Source organism: Senimuribacter intestinalis, assembly GCF_943192965.1.
Taxonomy (GTDB): Bacteria; Bacillota; Clostridia; order Peptostreptococcales; family Anaerovoracaceae; genus Senimuribacter; species Senimuribacter intestinalis.
The window spans coordinates 134,517-150,530 of the sequence record NZ_CALPCF010000006.1 but is presented as its reverse complement, the minus strand read 5'-3'; the positions used below and the strand labels follow the sequence as shown (position 1 = coordinate 150,530).

Here is a 16,014-nt window from a genome sequence, read left to right as displayed (position 1 = left end):
ATAGCTTTTTACATCCTCCACTCTTGCGTACCTGACATTTACTTAGGCAAACTGGAATTCACCTTGGCAATTGACCATTTTCTCAAATTTATTATTCCTTTTTATACCAAATTTCACAGTAATTTCTTGATAATAACTTGAATATACCACAGTGACTGATTAAACTATAAATGGAACTTGTGCGTCTTGTGAGGAAACCATGAGACGAAAACTATTATCAATGACGACAGCTGTTATCTGCGGTATTGTTTGCATGCAGTTTTTCGAAAAGATTCAGCTGCCTGCGGCAATTGTCTGTACGGCGGTGTGTGCATTCATCTGTGTAAAGAGCGATAGGGCGCGAAAAAAATTTTATTTACTTCTGCTGGTATCTTTTCTGGCAGGGGGATTTTTGCTGTCTTTAGAAAAGATGGAAGCGGGCAGCAGTCTTTTTTCAAAAAGCTTGGAAAGCGCAGAGAACTTTTCAGCAGTGGTCACCGAGATTGATAAAATTAAAGATGACCAGTATCGCATTTACTGCCAAATCGGTAGGGAAAAGCTTTTGTGCCGCTATTATCAGAGGATAGAACATTACGAACAGCTTCTGGGCTGCACTGTTTCTTTTGCGGCCCAGACAGAAATTCCCCGCAGTGCTTCTAATCCGAGAACCTTTGATTATCAGCTTTACTTAAAATCCAAGGGCATTCATTACATCACCACGCTGGATTCCTTTCGCATTGTACAAAAGCCGGATAGTCTGTTGAGTAAGGGGAAAAGCATAATATTTATAAAGAGGGAACAGCTGATTAAAAATCTTTCTATGTCAAAGTCCGGGGCAGCCGTTCTCAGAGGTATTCTTTTTGGTGACACGAAGGAGCTGGATGAGGAAACCTATGAAGAATTCAGAAAAAATGCAACCGCTCATGTTCTTGCGGTCAGCGGTCTGCATATCGGCATGCTATACAGTTTATATTGCGCCATAAATAAAAAGAGAAACAGCAGATTTCTGACAGCAGCTTTTATCGTATTACTTCTTATCTACGGCACAGCTGCCATGTGGTCAATTTCGGTGAACAGAGCGATTTTTCTCATTTTGCTTTCCATGGGAGCAAAATTTCTGCACAGACGGTATGACCTTCTGACTGCTCTTTCAGCAGCAGCGCTTTTTTCTATTCTGAAAAATCCGTATGTGATCTTTGGAGCGGGTTTTCAAATGTCGTTTCTTGCAGTTCTTTCTATGGCATTTTTTGCACCGATACTTCAGCGGTATATGAAAGAAAGTGCAGCAGCAGTGCTCAGCGTGCAGCTGGGGCTTTTACCGTATATGGCATATACTTTCAATGTTTGTTCTCTCGCAGGATTTTTCTGCAATATTCCGGTGGTCTTTCTGGCATCCGTCATTGTGCCTCTTGGGACCGGGGCATTCTTTGTCTATCTGTTTTTTGGTATGGTGCTTCCTGGATGTGGGCAGGTGCTGGAAGGACTGGTACAGATGATGATAAAAGTGAATCATTTTTTTGGTGCAGGTGGAAAATTGGCTTTCGATACAGTTTCGCCGCCGCTCTGGCTGCTGGTGCTGTTTTACGGGTGCAGCTTTTTACTTGCCTCAGAATTTTTTGCAGTCTATTTGCGGAGAAAAAATTGGAAACTTCTGGGTAAAACGGCAGGTCTAATAGGTATGGCGGTGGCAATGACTGCAGTGATAAGTGCAAGCCCTTTTGACAAGGCGCAAGTAGTCTTTGTTGATGTGGGACAGGGCGACTGCATTCACTTAAAAGACGCAGGCGGCAGGCAGGTGCTGTTGGATGGGGGAGGAAGCATTCGATACAATGTTGGCGAAAAGACGTTGAAACCTTATCTTCTAAAAAATGGGATTTCCTCTCTGGATATTGCGGCGGCAACCCATCTTCACACCGATCACTATCTGGGACTTTGCCAGCTGAAAGAGGTATATCCGGTTGCGCATATGCTGACCAAGGGCAGGGCTGGTCAGAAGATTCGTCTTGGTGACAAGGAATGGATTGAAATCCTTTGGCCTGATAAAAGCTCGTCTGTGGATGAAAGTGATGAAAATCTGAACAGCCTGATTTTTAAAGTACATCTGGAAAATTTTACCGTACTGGTTACGGGAGATATTACCGAGGAAGGAGAGAGGATGCTCCTTGAAAAATATCAGGGGACAGATAAGCTTTCGGCGGACGTTTTGAAGGTAGCGCACCACGGCAGCGCCTATAGCAGTTGTGATGATTTTTTGACAGCAGTACGTCCCCGCATTGCCGTCATCGGTGTTGGGAAAAATAATTACGGACATCCAAGCCAGAAGGTCATTGAAAAATTAAGGAAATCTGATACAATGGTATATAGAACGGATTTAGATGGAGCCGTTGGAATTATAGATAAACGAGGTAAACTTTCAGTATGTACAAAAAACCCGTAAAACACAGTTTTAAGGTCTTCTCAGAGCACTTAAAGAATGAAACTTTTGAGAAGGTTCTTTTGATGTATGGCGTAGAACAGTATCTGGTAAAATGGGCAGTGGAGACGCTGGTTAAGAAATATGTCAATCCGGCGACGACGTCTATGGACTATGTACTTCTCGAGGGCGAGGAGACCTCCTGCAGCAGGATTATAGAAGCTGCTGAGACTTTTTCCATGTTTTCAGCACGCCGCATTGTCTGGGTCAGGAATTTTAAACCTTTGCTGAGCGACAGTGCCAGAGGTTTTTCAAAAGAGGAGATCAAAGAACTTGCAAATTATATTAAGGAAAGCAATGAACAGACTATTTTGATTTTTTCGGCAGAAGAGGTAAAGATGACTACGGTGCTCTCCGCGGCGCTGAAAAAGTCTGCGCAGTGCTATGACTTTGACAAAATAGATAAGGCGGAGTTTTCTTCCTTTGCAAAGAAGCGTTTTAAGCAGGCGGGGGTTGAGATTGGTCCTGCCGTGCTTTCTTTGCTTATCGAGGAAACGGGATATTTTAACAAGGAAAGTGATTACAGACTGTTTCACTTTGCCAATGATATCCAGAAAGTCATCGCGCACAGCGATGGAGTTCGAATCACAGAAGAGGACATCTTGCGCACGGTCAGCGGTGATTTGGAAACTTTCGTCTTTGATATGCTGGATGCTATTACCGCCAACAAAAAAGACAAAGCTTTTCAGATTTTATATAACATTTTATACAGCGGCAAGGATGCGTTTTCTATCATTGGGGTCATTGTATCCCAGTTTGAACTGCTGCTTGCTGTTAAGGAACTGCGGGATGACGGGCTTGATGTTTCCGCTATGCACAAGAAACTGGGCGGCAGCGAATTTCGAATTAAGAAACTGATGCCTTATGCGGGCAAGTATACGCAGAAAAAACTGAAGGAAACGCTGTCAGCGATTTATGAAGTGGACAGGCAGATTAAAACGGGGCTTTTAGACAGTCAGATGGCGTTAGAACTATTTATTGCAGGTATTTAATTTCGAGGAGATTTTGCGGAAATGAACAAACAATTGCGGGCGGATATGATGCTGGTGCTGGTAACCCTTTGCTGGGGCGTATCTTATTATTTGATGGATGTTTCGCTGACAGATATGGGACCGTTTACGCTCAACGCATACCGGTTCTTGGGCGCCTTTGTTATCGGCGGGCTTTTGAGCTTGCGAAAACTGAAAGGTATCAATAAACAGACGCTGAAATACAGTCTTTTAATTGGGTCGGTACTGGTCTTTGTTTATATTGGTGCAACTTTTGGCGTCAAATATACGACTCTTTCAAATTCGGGATTTCTCTGCGCTCTGACGGTGATTTTCGTGCCGATTATAGAAATTCTGGTGCTCAGGAAAAAGCCGCAGAAAAAAATCATCTTTGCAGTGACCATGAGTCTTATCGGTATTATGATGCTGACTTTAAAGGACGATTTTTCTATCAATATGGCAAATCTGCGAGGTGATCTTCTTTGTATTTTAGGTGCGACGGCTTATGCCATCGATCTGATACTGACGGAGAAAGCGGTTTCACATGAAGAGGTTGACGCATTTCAGCTGGGGGTTTTCCAGCTTGGCGTAACCGGCGTTTATATGCTTGTTATGTCGTTTATCTTTGAACAGCCCCATTTGCCGACGACGCCGATGATCTGGGGCAGTGTAATCTTTCTCTCCATATTTTGCACCGGTGTTGCCTTTATCGTGCAGGCCATTGCACAGCAGTATACTACGGCTGCTCACGTGGGCATTATCTTCACCCTGGAACCGGTCTTTGCAGCGGTGGTGGCGTATTTCTTTGCAGGAGAGGTGCTGACTGTAAAATCCTATCTGGGCGCAGTGATTATGATGGCAGCACTTTTTGTAACGGAAATTGATTTTAGCGGAAAGAAGAGGGAGCACGATGAACCAAAGGCTTGAAGCATTGATTTTGCACAGCCACATGATTCTTGATGTGATGCAGAATGCAGTTTGTATTAAAGATACTAAGGGCAGAACTCTTTATACGAATCAGGCGTATGAAAAGATGATTCGGCGCAGCAGCACGGAGCTTGTAGCAGACGGTCAGGATATTTTTGAAAATAATGTCCCCATTGGAAAGGTCATTGTATATCATGATATATCCGATGTTAATCGGTTGAAGCGTGAACTTGATCGTGTGAATCAAAAGTTGCGCAAGGCGCAGACCAGATACACCTTTAAAGATATTATCGGTCAAAGTGCTTGCCTGCTTCATATCGTTGAAACAGCAAAGGTTGCCTCCATGACGCCAGCAACAATTATGCTTAGAGGGGAAAGCGGTACAGGTAAGGAAATTTTCGCCAATGCGATTCACAATAACAGTCCGAGAAGAAATGAAAAGTTTGTTAAAATTAATTGTTCTTCTTTACCGGAGGAGCTGCTTGAAAGTGAATTGTTCGGATACAAGGAAGGTGCATTTACAGGAGCCCTTAGAGGCGGACGCAAGGGGCTTTTTCAGGAGGCTGACAAGGGAACTCTCTTTCTGGATGAGGTTGGTGATGTTTCTCCCAGAATGCAGGTGAAACTGCTGCGGGCGCTGCAGGAAAAAGAAATCATGCCGGTAGGGGCAGTAGAACCGGTTAAAGTCGATGTGAGAATTATTTGCGCTACTAATAAGCCTCTGGAAAAGATGATAGAAGACGGAAGTTTTAGAGAGGATCTCTATTATCGGCTCAATGTATTTCCTTTGCATATTCCGCCCCTTCGGGAAAGGAAGGAGGATATTCCGTTTATTGTTGAATACCTTCTACATCAGTATAATGAATTTTATGGAAGAGATGTTAAGTCGATATCGAAAGAAGCTGTGTCACTTCTGCAGCAGGAGGACTGGAACGGCAATGTCAGAGAACTAGAAAATGTTCTTTCAAGAGCGTTTATTAATCTTGATCCAAGTGCTTCATGTCTTGAGGCGCAAGGGATTGAACAAGCGCTTTTTGGGGAATACAGAGTCATGAAGAAAGTGGAAACGCCTGCTTGTGAAAAAGGCGCAGAGCTTCCCGTAAATTTGCATGAGGCTGTTGAAGAGACAGAGAAAAGGTGCATTTTGCAAGCGATACATGCTTACCATGGTGACAAAAATAAAGCAGCTGTAGCCTTAGGCCTTCCGATCAGAACGTTATATTATAAATGTAAAAAGTATGGAATTTGATTTTGCAATTTGTTGCAAAAATGCAATAGTTTGCAGCAAATGTTTGCAAAATGAAGTTCGGGGCAGAAAAAATATGGGGTTAAACATTGGAAAATCGAGCAAAAACAAGTTGGCACAGTCCTTGCTGTAATATATTGCAAAGAAACTTAACAACTTGCATGATATGCACAAGGAGGAAATGAGATGGATCATAACAAAGCTTTAAACGAATTTGCGGCGCAGTACTATGGACAGTTGTCAAGCGCAGTGTATAACACACCTGTAGAAATCAACCCTCAGGATACAGCGCTGGTTATTATTGATGCGCAAAAGTGTGTAACAAAGGAATATTTTGTAGAAGGCTATCGTGCCATGGGAATTGACACAGAACCTCTAATGCCGATTTTGGATCAGCTGGAAGAGAATACAAATAAGGCGCTTTCAAATATTGAGCGTATTCTTACAGCCTGCAGAGAAAAAGGAATTCGCCCGATTCATGTACGTATTCAATCTCTGCTTCCTGATGGTAAGGACACCGGTAGACTGCACGCATCTGCTGGCATGTATTATCCGCCGGGCGGCATGGCATCGGAGTTTTGCGAGGAAGCAAAACCTCTCGATGGGGAGATTATTTTGAATAAAACCTGTTCCGGCATCTGTGTGGGAACCCCGATCGACAGGGTAATGCGCAATTTGGGCATTAAAAAAGTAATCGTGGTGGGATTTTATACAGATCAGTGTGTCAGCACTTCTATTCGTGACCTGGCAGACCTTGGGTATGAAGTGGATATGATCGAAGATGCGATGACTGCCATGAGTCAGGAACGTCATGACAGAGCGCTGCAGGGGATCAAATTTATTTATGCAAATTGTGAAACTGCGCAGCAGCTTTTGGAAAGAATTCACAGTTTATAATATACGGGGCAAAACGGATGAGGCATTTAAAAGAAATAGAAAAACTTGCAAAAGAAAATCATGAAAAGGTGGTTGCTTGGAGACGGAATTTTCACCGCCATCCTGAGCTTTCCTTTGAAGAGTTTAATACATCTGATTATATTGCGGCAGCACTTTCCGATATGGGATATCAGGTGCAGAAAAATATTGGAGGAACGGGGATTATTGCAGATTTACAAGGCGGCGGGAAAGGTCCTGCGATTGCTTTTCGTGCCGATATGGACGCCCTTCCGATATTGGAGGAAACAGGACTTCCTTTTGAGTCGGAAAAGGCAGGGCTGATGCATGGCTGCGGTCATGACGGGCATATGGCGGTTCTTTTAGGCACGGCACTGTTGCTCTCTCAGATGCAGTCTGCAATCCGGGGAACCATCAGATTTATATTCCAACCAGGCGAAGAAGCAAATGGCGGCGCCAAGTGTGTAATTAATGATGGAGGGCTTAAGCATCCGGATATAGAGGGAATCTTTGGACTTCATATGATGCCTGATCTGCCTTGTGGAACCATCGGCATCAAACCGGGACATTTATCTGCGACAGATGATGAGTTTTTAATCAGGGTTCATGGCAAGAGTGCCCATTCATCAGAGCCCGAAATGGGAGTAAATGCAGTAGTTGTGGCTTCTCATGTAGTGACTGCGCTGGATTCGATATTGAGTAACAACGTGGGGCCTTTTCAGGTTGCAACCTTTTCTATCTGCCAAATACAGGGAGGGGAAGCAATCAATGTAATTCCTGATACTGTAGAAATGAAGGGTATGATACGCTGCGTGGAAAAGGGCGATAAGATGAAAATCCGTGCCCGTATGGAAGAACTTGTAGAACATACAGCGAGGGCTTTTGGCGGACAAGGTGAAGTTGAATTTATTCCGGGGTTTCCATCGGTAAATAATGACGGAAGGCTTACTAAAATGGTTATTGATGCAGCAGAACAGGTTTTAGAAAAGAAAGAAGATGTCTATCAAATTGAAAGACCGCATTTGGGTTCAGAGGATTTTGCCTATTATCAGGAAGAGATACCCGGCGTAATGTTTATGCTTGGCTGCGCGCAGGAGGGACAGGAAACGGGGACACTGCACAGCCCGATTCTAAATATCAATGAAGATGCGCTTCTTTATGGAGTGGAAATCTTTGCTGCTGTTGCGATGTCCATGTGCGGAAAATAATCATAGCTTTGCAGGAAAAGAGAAAAAACCTACATTTCATATTTTACAGAAACTGTTTAATATGAAGCGTAGGTTTTTTTATCTGAAATAGGCAGCCGCCTCAGCCTCTTATAAAGCAGGATTCACTCTTGCCTTGATAATCAATATGACAGAGAGAAGCAAAGAAAGCATTTCTAGTGCTACTAGTGTCATCGGCAGGGTGCAGTGCGTTACATAAAAGTTCATCAGCAAAGCAGGTATAACGAGTGCCAAAATTGAAATTAGAAAGAGCAGCCCCTTAATGAATAACCCGATTTTGCAGGTTTTGATATGAAAAGCATTGAATATCCACATGGTCAGGGTCAAATACGGTCTAAAAGCGCATATTTGAAGCAGTGTGGAATCGTAGATATTTGTACTTGGCTGTGCAACATAGAAGTTCCACTCTGCGTATGAAATTCTGCGAAGCTGCGGCTCTGGCAGGACATACTCATTCCTATAAAAATACAGTACGCTGAAAAACAGAATTTGTACTAAAAGTATGCTGATTGTTGCAACGATGAACGAAGCAGAAAGTGTCTTGTGTTTTACTTTTTTCATAGAAAAATTATAACATATTTTTGAATAATATGAAAATTAATAGAAGTTATGATGCCATTACTAAAAATGATAATGTTTCATAAGATAGAGAAGATGACTGAATGTACCCATGAATTAATCTATTAGCAGGAACTGCCGCTTGTTTGTGAAAATACAAACAATTTTCTGTTAATTAATAAATAAATTCCGAACCCATTGCATTCCACTCAAAAAAAAAGTATAATGAAAGCTATAGTTTCAAAAATGGGGAACCACCTTTGTAGCTTTGCAAAGGTACGCTTGTTTTAACAATTCATGGAAACAGGAGGAAACACAAAATGAGTGAAAAATGTTGTTGCTGCGGCGGAAGTCGAAGCGCGCAGTTTAAAGAACTGCAGCCGGTTTTAGACAAGTACGCCAAAGTTCCTGGCAGTCTGATTACAATTTTACAGAAGACCCAGGATATTTATGGATATCTTTCCATCGATGCAATTAATCACATTTCAGAGGCGACCGGCATTAAACCGGCAAAGATTTACGGCGTAGCTACATTCTACGCACAGTTCAGATTACAGCCGATTGGCAAGAATCTGATTATGCTGTGCCAAGGTACAGCTTGCCACGTAAACGGTTCTGAAATGATTGAAGAAGCAGTTTGCGAATATTTAGGCATTCAGGATGGAGAAACTACCGAAGACGGTATCTTCACTCTGAACAATGTAGCCTGTCTTGGCTGCTGCTCTTTAGCACCGGTCATGATGATTCAGAGCGCTGACGGAGATGAAACCTACGGAAATCTTACCAAGGATAAAGTAGTGCAGATTCTGGCTGAAATCAAAGAAAGAGCTTAGGAGGTGCGAGTGTGAAAGTAATTATTGGACAGGGCAGCTGCGGTATTGCCACAGGTGCAAAGAAAACCCAAGCTGAATTTGAAGCCCAGATTGCAAAGCAGGGCGTAAACGTAGATATCGATTTTACTGGCTGCGTTGGTACTTGTTATCTGGAACCGATCGTAGATGTTTATGATGATGCTGGTAAAATGACCAGATATGTCAAGGTACAGCCTGAGAAAGTCGAAAAGATTGTAGAAGAGCATTTAAAAGGTGGAAAGCCTGTTGAAGAATACGCTATTTCTGCTGAGGATGAACAGTTCCTCGAAAAACAGAAGAGAGTCGTTCTCAGACACTGTGGTCTCATCAATCCTGAAAAGATTGACGAATATCTGGCAGTAGGCGGCTACGAAGCAACAAAAAAGGTTGTTACTTCCATGACCCAGGATGAAGTTATCGAAGAAATCAAGGTTTCCGGTCTCAGAGGCAGAGGCGGCGCAGGATTCCCGACCTGGTTCAAATGGAATGCTGCCAAAGGAAATCCTGGAAAGAACAAATACATCGTATGTAATGCTGACGAAGGTGATCCAGGTGCATTCATGGACAGATCTGTCCTGGAAGGCGACCCGCACGCACTGATTGAAGGTATGATTATCGGCGGTTTTGCTATGGGCGCTACCGAGGGTATTATCTACTGTCGTGCTGAGTATCCGCTGGCGATTAAGAGACTGGAAAACGCCATGGAACAGGCAAGAGAAAAGGGATTCCTGGGTAAGGATATCTTTGGATCTGGCTATGACTTTGACCTCAGAATCAAAGCTGGCGCCGGCGCATTTGTCTGTGGTGAAGAAACTGCGCTAATCGCCTCCCTGGAAGGTGAGAGAGGTATGCCTAGACTGAAACCTCCTTTCCCTGCAGCAAAGGGGTACTGGCAGCAGCCGACCAACATCAACAATGTAGAAACCTTCGCTAACGTGCCATGGATTATCGCAAACGGCGGAGCAGCCTTTGGGGCGATGGGTACAGAGCAGTCCAAGGGAACTAAGGTATTCGCTCTTGCTGGTAAGATTAAGAAGGGCGGACTTGTGGAAGTTCCAATGGGTCTTCCTCTGAAAGACGTTATCTTTGGTATCGGCGGCGGTATCAAACAGGATAAGCAGTTTAAGGCTGTTCAGATGGGCGGACCTTCCGGCGGCTGTATTCCGGCTGATTTGATTGACACTCCGGTTACATACGAAGACATCAACAAGACTGGCGCCATCGTAGGTTCCGGCGGTATGATCGTTATGGACGAAGACACCTGCATGGTAGACATGGCAAGATACTTCCTCGACTTTACAAAGAAAGAATCCTGCGGAAAATGTAATTACTGCAGAATCGGTACCAAGAGAATGCTGGAAATCTTAGAAAGAATCACTGTCGGCGAAGGTAAAGACGGAGATATTGAACTGCTGGAAGAACTGGCAGCTAAGATTAAAGACGGCGCAATGTGCGGTCTGGGTCAAACAGCGCCGAACCCAGTTCTGACTACCATCAAATATTTCAGAAACGAATATGAAGACCATATTTACAATAAAAAGTGTACCGCTAAAGCATGTAAGGAACTGATTTCTTTCGAAATCACTGACGCATGTAAGGGATGTACCCTCTGCTCAAAGAAGTGTCCTGTCGGCGCGATTAGCGGAGAAGTAAAGGGTCAGCATGTTATTGACCAGACTAAGTGTATCAAGTGCGGCAAGTGTGCAGAATCCTGTAAGTTTGGCGCTATTGAGAAAAAGTAGGGAGGAGGAATACACATGAATAAATTCAGAATGAATATTGATGGCAAAGAAGTATTTGGACTTCCTGGACAGACCATTTTAGAAGTGGCCAGAGATAATGATATTTTTATCCCTACTCTTTGCTATGATGAAAGAACTACCATTTACGGAGCTTGCGGACTTTGTGTTGTAGAAGTAGAAGGAAACCCTAAACTCTGCAAGGCTTGCGCAACTACAGTTGCTCCTGGCATGGTAGTAATGACAAATACAGACAGAGTCGTAGAGTCCAGAAAGACTAACCTGGAGCTTTTGATTTCCAACCATAACGGTGACTGCAAAGCGCCTTGTGCACAGGCATGTCCTGCAGGAACTGACTGTCAGGGGTATGTGGGTCTGATTGCAAACGGCGAATTTGAAGCTGCAAACGAGCTGATTAAGGATAGAATTCCGCTTCCTGCTTCCATCGGCCGTGTATGTCCGCACCCTTGTGAAGACGCTTGCAGAAGGGGTCTTGTAGATGAACCGATTAGCATTGCTGCCCTGAAGCGCTTTGCTGCTGATTACGACATGATGGAGGATGTTGTATTTGTTCCTGAAATCGAAGATGAAACTGGCAAATCCGTAGCCATTATCGGCGGCGGCCCGATGGGTCTTTCCGCAGCATATTTCCTGAGACAGAAAGGTCACGAAGTGACAATCTTTGACGCAATGCCGAAGCTGGGCGGTATGCTTCGCTACGGTATTCCTGAATACAGACTGCCGAAGGAAGTTTTGGACGCAGAAATCGACATCATCGAATCCATGGGCGTTGAAATCGTACCGAACTGCAAAGTCGGTGAAGATTTATCCTTTGATACAATCAGAGAAGACTACGATGCAGTGCTTCTTGGTATCGGCGCATGGGTATCCACCGGCGTTGGCTGTCCGGGAGAAGACGCTGACGGCGTCATCGGCGGTATCGACTTCCTGAGAAAGGTTGTTAGAAATCAGCACATCGACTTCGGTGAAAAGGTTGCCATCGTCGGCGGCGGTAACACTGCAATGGACGCTTGCAGAACTGCTGTAAGACTGGGTGCGAAGGAAGTTTATAACATTTACAGAAGAACCAAGGACGAAATGCCTGCTGACAGAATTGAGATTGAAGAGGGTGAAGAGGAAGGCGTAATCTTTAAGAACCTGACCAACCCACTGGAAATCATCAAAGATGAAAAGGGTCATGTAAAACAGATGGTACTGCAGGTAATGGAACTGGGTGAGCCTGACGCTTCCGGCAGAAGAAAGCCGATTCCGGTAGAGGGCAAAACGGAAACCATCGATGTAGATACTGTAATTCTGGCAATTGGTCAGGCAGTAGATGCGAGCGCTTTCGATGTAGATAAGACTAGAAAGAATGCTATCGCATACGATCCTGACACCTTCATGACCAGCATTCCTGGCGTATTTGCAGGCGGTGACTGCGGTAATGACAAGATCTCCATCGCAGTAGAAGCTATTGCTGATGCTGGTAAAGCTGCAGTTGTTATCGACTCCTACTTGAACGGCGAAGCTGTAAGCTATGAAAAACCGTTCTTTGTAGAAAGAGATGATACAACTGAAGAGACTTTTGAAGATAGGGAAAGACTCTGTAGAGAGAAAGCTGATCAGCTTTCTGCTGCAGAAAGAAAGGATAACTTCTCAGAAGTAATCTTTGACGGATTAACTGAAGATCAAGCGCTGGCAGAGGCTTCCAGATGTCTGGAATGCGGCTGTCACGACTACTTCGAATGTAAGCTGATTGACTACGCAAACGAATACGATGTAGAACCTGAAAGATTTGCAGGAGACAAGAACATGATCGAGTTTACCGATGATCATCCGTTCATCGTGAGAGACCCGAACAAGTGTATCCTTTGCGGACTTTGCGTAAGAGTCTGCGACGAGGTAATGGGCGTAGGCGCACTGGGTCTTGTACAGCGTGGTTTTGATACTGTTGTAAAACCGAACTTGGAAAAACCGCTGGCAGAGTCTGGATGCGAATCCTGCGGTCAGTGTGTCAGCGTTTGCCCAGTAGGCGCACTACAGGAAAGACAGACTGTACAGAAGGAAGTTCCTCTTGATGCTGAAATTACAGAAACAACTTGTGCATTCTGCTCTGTTGGCTGTACTTTAGATTTAGAATCCTATGGCGATATGTTGATTAAGGCAAATCCTTCTAAAGAAGGTTATGTCAATGCCGGCATCTGCTGCGGAAAAGGCAAGTGGGGCTTTGATGTGGCTGTATTAGAAGATAAAGAAGTGGATCCGCTTGTAAAAGACGGCGATGACTTCCGCATGACCGATTATCATGAGGCTATCGTGATGGCGGCCAAGAAACTGGAAGCAGTAAAAGTTAGAAATGGAGCTGATTCTATCGCAGTTGCAATTTCTGACAGATACACCAACGAAGAAGCATACGCAATGAAGAAGTTTGCTCGCATTGCAGGCGCTAAGACTTTCTGTTTCAACACCAGAAAGAATGCGCTGGATGATGTACTGGGGCTGGATGCTTCTCCAAATACCATCGATGAACTTCTGTCCACAGAAGTGATTCTGGTACCGGGCTTCATCAAGAAGAATAATCCTGTAATCTGGAATAAGATCAAGCAGGCTGCAGAAGCAGGTGCTAAGGTGGTTGCAATCAATACGCCAGAGGCACAGACTTCTTATGCCTTTGCAGAGAAAGTGATTGATACAGACAACAGCACAGCGTTCTTAAAGGGTCTGGCAAAAGCTCTGATTGACATGGGCAAGAAGAGCGATGCTGAAGGCTTTGACGCATTTGCAGCTTCCGTTGCAGACGCTGTAGTTTGCGATGAAATTAAGGCAGTTGCTGAAATGTATGCAAAAGCTAAGAAAGCTATGGTTGTATTCCAGCAGAATGTGCTGTCCTACGAAGCAGCTGCACTCGTTGCAGAAATTGCACAGCTGTCCGGTCACATTGGAAAACCTAGAGACGGTATTCTGGCAGTAAAACCAAAGAATAACTCTCAGGGGCTTATTGATATGGGCATTCGTGCAGGCGCGGAAAGTTTGGAAGGTGTAAAGGGGCTAGTTATCTTCGGTGAAGATCCGATTGCCGCAGGTTTTGACTTGTCTGAGCTGGAATTCCTGATGGTTTCCGATATTTACATGACTGAAACTGCAAAGAAAGCAGATGTATTTATTCCGGGAACTGGTGCTGCAAGCACTGACGGCACTTTCACCAATACTGAAAGAAGACTGCTGCCGGTAGAAGCTGCAATTGTGGAAGATGTTGACTTAAGCAACTGGGAAATCGCTGCAGAACTTGCAAACGTGTTCGAAGAAGAATTTGGCTTCGAAGACGAAGCGGATATTTCCTGGGAAATGGATGACACATTGCCACTGTACAAATATGCTGAAATCGGTGAAGTACTGGGTGGCGTGCTGACTCCAGTAAATCCAGTGTTTATCGCAGCAACAGATGCAAAGATGGTAGATGAATTGCCATCAACTGACGCTTTGATGAATCTGATGGAAGAAAGACTACCTGAAGTCGTATCCCCAACTGCATAAGCAGCCCGCGGAACGTCTCATGCGAGGTGCGACCAAGAAAACGAGCATAGGCGAAGTTTGATTGGAATCGCACTACGGCGGAAGTCGTGCCTGCGACGCGCTAACGAAAGTTAGATGCGGCTCCAGGCAGCGAAGGTTGTTTTAAAGAAAATAGTAAGATAAAAACACTGCTGTCCCAAAGAAGAACGCTGGGACAGCAGTGTTTTATTGTTCATTAGTTATTCAGTTCCTCAAATAGTTGCTTCTTATAGACAGGGTCTTTTAGTGCCTTTTTAAGGTCTTCGATACGGTTTTCATTCAGAAGGTATTCCATCAGTTTCTTCTCGGCTTCAACCTGCATTTTTTCGGTTTCAGCTTGTTTTTTCTCGACTTCAGCCTGCTTTTTCTCGATTTCGGCCTGCTGTCTTTTAGCTTCAACAGCCTGCAGAGCCTTTTCAGACTCTTCCAGCATTTGCTTGCATTTTTCAAATGCGGTGGCGGTTCGTACCCATTCATCGTAAAGTGTCATTCTGCTCCGCACCTCCTTTTCGTTTTCCATGGCTTTTACTGCAGTCTGCAGACGCAGCAGCCATGAATCTGACTTTGGCACAGTATCTTCTTCCAGATACTGAAACAGATTTTTTAATTGGCAAGGAATATCGTCTTTGCTGCACTTACTGTTTAGAAATATTGTAACTTGACCGTCATCTAAATGCAAGTGATTTTTATCGTCAATCATTTGAAATGAGTAGATAGGCTCATCTTGCCCAAACAAATCAAATAAACAGATAAAGATGACATATCCCGGTCTAAGCTCCCTATATTCCTGACCACGCATAAGAGAATCGACCGCTGCAACGGCGTGATAGTAGCGACTGCGCTGAGGAAGTTCTTTGGTATCGGCAGCTTGACATTCCACATCAAACCAGGTGTCGTCATCTTCAAACAAGACGTCGAAACGAACTGATTTTGCGTATGGATTAATCATAATGGAATGCTCAGTGTGGAGAATCGTCTCAGCTGAAAAAATCTGAATTTCATTTTCGTAGTCGTGAAGATGAAGCCTGCGAACCCTTTTTTCCGGCAAGATGCGGGCGAGAAGACCTCGGAATAGCTCCTCATCTTTCATGACCGTGCTGAACATAACCGGATTACAAAGGGCGCTGGGTGTTTTTTTCTTTGTCATAATTGACCTCCTTACATAAAAAGAACGGCTGGTAAAGCCGTTCCCATCAAAAAAATATAAAATGTAGAAATAGAAAAAGGCAAGAGGGCAGATGCGAAAATCGCAGAAGGCCCAACTCGCCTTGTACCATAATATTATATCACAGATTCCCGGCTTTGTTCCAAAAAATATCTGACAAGTTAGGAGCGGCGGGTAGAAGCAACCTGCAGCGGGATAAAGAACAAAATATGTGGATAACTTCCTTGTTGACAAATTTTAAAAAACGTGAAATGATTGAAATCACTAATGTACAAGCTGTAAAGTTTTCCACATGAATAAGTTGAAAAAATTGTATACGATTTGGAAATAATTGTGCATAAGGTGGTTGGTGGTGTATTTTCTGCCAGATTTTTGGTGTGGAAAATTCCTTTAGCAAATGAAAGAAGAAAGGGGA

11 protein-coding genes are annotated in these 16,014 nt (G+C 44.0%); 9 read left to right on the top strand and 2 right to left on the bottom strand.

Annotation, left to right across the window (positions count from 1 at the left end; all coding sequences use genetic code 11):
• Positions 1–199 precede the first annotated feature (199 nt).
• The 6 genes from NFR88_RS07585 (at position 200) to NFR88_RS07560 (ending at position 7,716) form a co-directional block, all read left to right on the top strand.
• Positions 200–2,416: a DNA internalization-related competence protein ComEC/Rec2 gene (locus NFR88_RS07585; protein WP_251614747.1), complete on the top strand. Its 2,217-nt coding sequence runs from the start codon at positions 200–202 to the stop codon at positions 2,414–2,416.
• Positions 2,417–2,478: 62 nt separating this feature from the next.
• Complete coding sequence (gene holA, locus NFR88_RS07580) at positions 2,479–3,444, top strand: DNA polymerase III subunit delta (RefSeq protein ID WP_251614744.1); 966 nt, start codon at positions 2,479–2,481, stop codon at positions 3,442–3,444.
• A 21-nt stretch (positions 3,445–3,465) separates the two neighbouring features.
• Positions 3,466–4,368, top strand: a complete 903-nt coding sequence (locus NFR88_RS07575; RefSeq protein WP_161909265.1) for a DMT family transporter — start codon at positions 3,466–3,468, stop codon at positions 4,366–4,368.
• Complete coding sequence (locus tag NFR88_RS07570) at positions 4,352–5,617, top strand: sigma-54 interaction domain-containing protein (protein ID WP_251614726.1); 1,266 nt, start codon at positions 4,352–4,354, stop codon at positions 5,615–5,617. The genes NFR88_RS07575 and NFR88_RS07570 overlap by 17 nt, the downstream gene beginning before the upstream one ends.
• Positions 5,618–5,800: 183 nt before the next feature.
• On the top strand, positions 5,801–6,511 hold the full coding sequence (locus NFR88_RS07565) for a cysteine hydrolase family protein (protein WP_251614709.1): 711 nt from the start codon (positions 5,801–5,803) through the stop codon (positions 6,509–6,511).
• Between the two features lie 17 nt (positions 6,512–6,528).
• A complete protein-coding gene (locus tag NFR88_RS07560) occupies positions 6,529–7,716 on the top strand; it encodes a M20 metallopeptidase family protein (protein ID WP_251614706.1) in 1,188 nt (395 codons plus the stop codon).
• A 108-nt stretch (positions 7,717–7,824) separates the two neighbouring features.
• On the opposite strand, the gene NFR88_RS07555 is transcribed toward NFR88_RS07560, so the two are convergent.
• On the bottom strand, positions 7,825–8,295 hold the full coding sequence (locus NFR88_RS07555) for a hypothetical protein (RefSeq protein ID WP_251614704.1): 471 nt from the start codon (positions 8,293–8,295) through the stop codon (positions 7,825–7,827).
• 317 nt (positions 8,296–8,612) lie between these two features.
• Between NFR88_RS07555 and nuoE the strand changes: the two genes are divergently transcribed.
• From nuoE to NFR88_RS07540, 3 genes are read left to right on the top strand one after another with little or no spacing between them, the layout of a single operon-like run.
• Positions 8,613–9,125, top strand: a complete 513-nt coding sequence (gene nuoE / locus NFR88_RS07550; protein WP_160202391.1) for an NADH-quinone oxidoreductase subunit NuoE — start codon at positions 8,613–8,615, stop codon at positions 9,123–9,125.
• A gap of 11 nt (positions 9,126–9,136) precedes the next feature.
• Positions 9,137–10,885, top strand: coding sequence for an NADH-ubiquinone oxidoreductase-F iron-sulfur binding region domain-containing protein (locus tag NFR88_RS07545; protein ID WP_161909271.1), 1,749 nt, complete (start codon positions 9,137–9,139; stop codon positions 10,883–10,885).
• Positions 10,886–10,900: 15 nt separating this feature from the next.
• Complete coding sequence (locus tag NFR88_RS07540; protein ID WP_251614701.1) at positions 10,901–14,416, top strand: FAD-dependent oxidoreductase; 3,516 nt, start codon at positions 10,901–10,903, stop codon at positions 14,414–14,416.
• Between the two features lie 214 nt (positions 14,417–14,630).
• Here the strand turns inward: NFR88_RS07540 and NFR88_RS07535 are convergent, their stop codons facing one another.
• Positions 14,631–15,581, bottom strand: a complete 951-nt coding sequence (locus tag NFR88_RS07535; protein WP_251614697.1) for an Rpn family recombination-promoting nuclease/putative transposase — start codon at positions 15,579–15,581, stop codon at positions 14,631–14,633.
• Between the last annotated feature and the right edge of the window lie 433 nt (positions 15,582–16,014).

What these genes read in the sequence shown, in the direction of transcription:
- nuoE (WP_160202391.1), top strand. Translation starts at nt 8,613, where the DNA reads ATGAGTGAAAAATGTTGTTGCTGCGGCGGAAGTCGAAGCGCGCAGTTT.
- NFR88_RS07565 (WP_251614709.1), top strand. Translation starts at nt 5,801, where the DNA reads ATGGATCATAACAAAGCTTTAAACGAATTTGCGGCGCAGTACTATGGA.
- NFR88_RS07570 (WP_251614726.1), top strand. Translation starts at nt 4,352, where the DNA reads ATGAACCAAAGGCTTGAAGCATTGATTTTGCACAGCCACATGATTCTT.
- holA (WP_251614744.1), top strand. Translation starts at nt 2,479, where the DNA reads ATGTATGGCGTAGAACAGTATCTGGTAAAATGGGCAGTGGAGACGCTG.
- NFR88_RS07540 (WP_251614701.1), top strand. Translation starts at nt 10,901, where the DNA reads ATGAATAAATTCAGAATGAATATTGATGGCAAAGAAGTATTTGGACTT.
- NFR88_RS07585 (WP_251614747.1), top strand. Translation starts at nt 200, where the DNA reads ATGAGACGAAAACTATTATCAATGACGACAGCTGTTATCTGCGGTATT.
- NFR88_RS07535 (WP_251614697.1), bottom strand. Translation starts at nt 15,581, where the DNA reads ATGACAAAGAAAAAAACACCCAGCGCCCTTTGTAATCCGGTTATGTTC.
- NFR88_RS07560 (WP_251614706.1), top strand. Translation starts at nt 6,529, where the DNA reads ATGAGGCATTTAAAAGAAATAGAAAAACTTGCAAAAGAAAATCATGAA.
- NFR88_RS07555 (WP_251614704.1), bottom strand. Translation starts at nt 8,295, where the DNA reads ATGAAAAAAGTAAAACACAAGACACTTTCTGCTTCGTTCATCGTTGCA.
- NFR88_RS07575 (WP_161909265.1), top strand. Translation starts at nt 3,466, where the DNA reads ATGAACAAACAATTGCGGGCGGATATGATGCTGGTGCTGGTAACCCTT.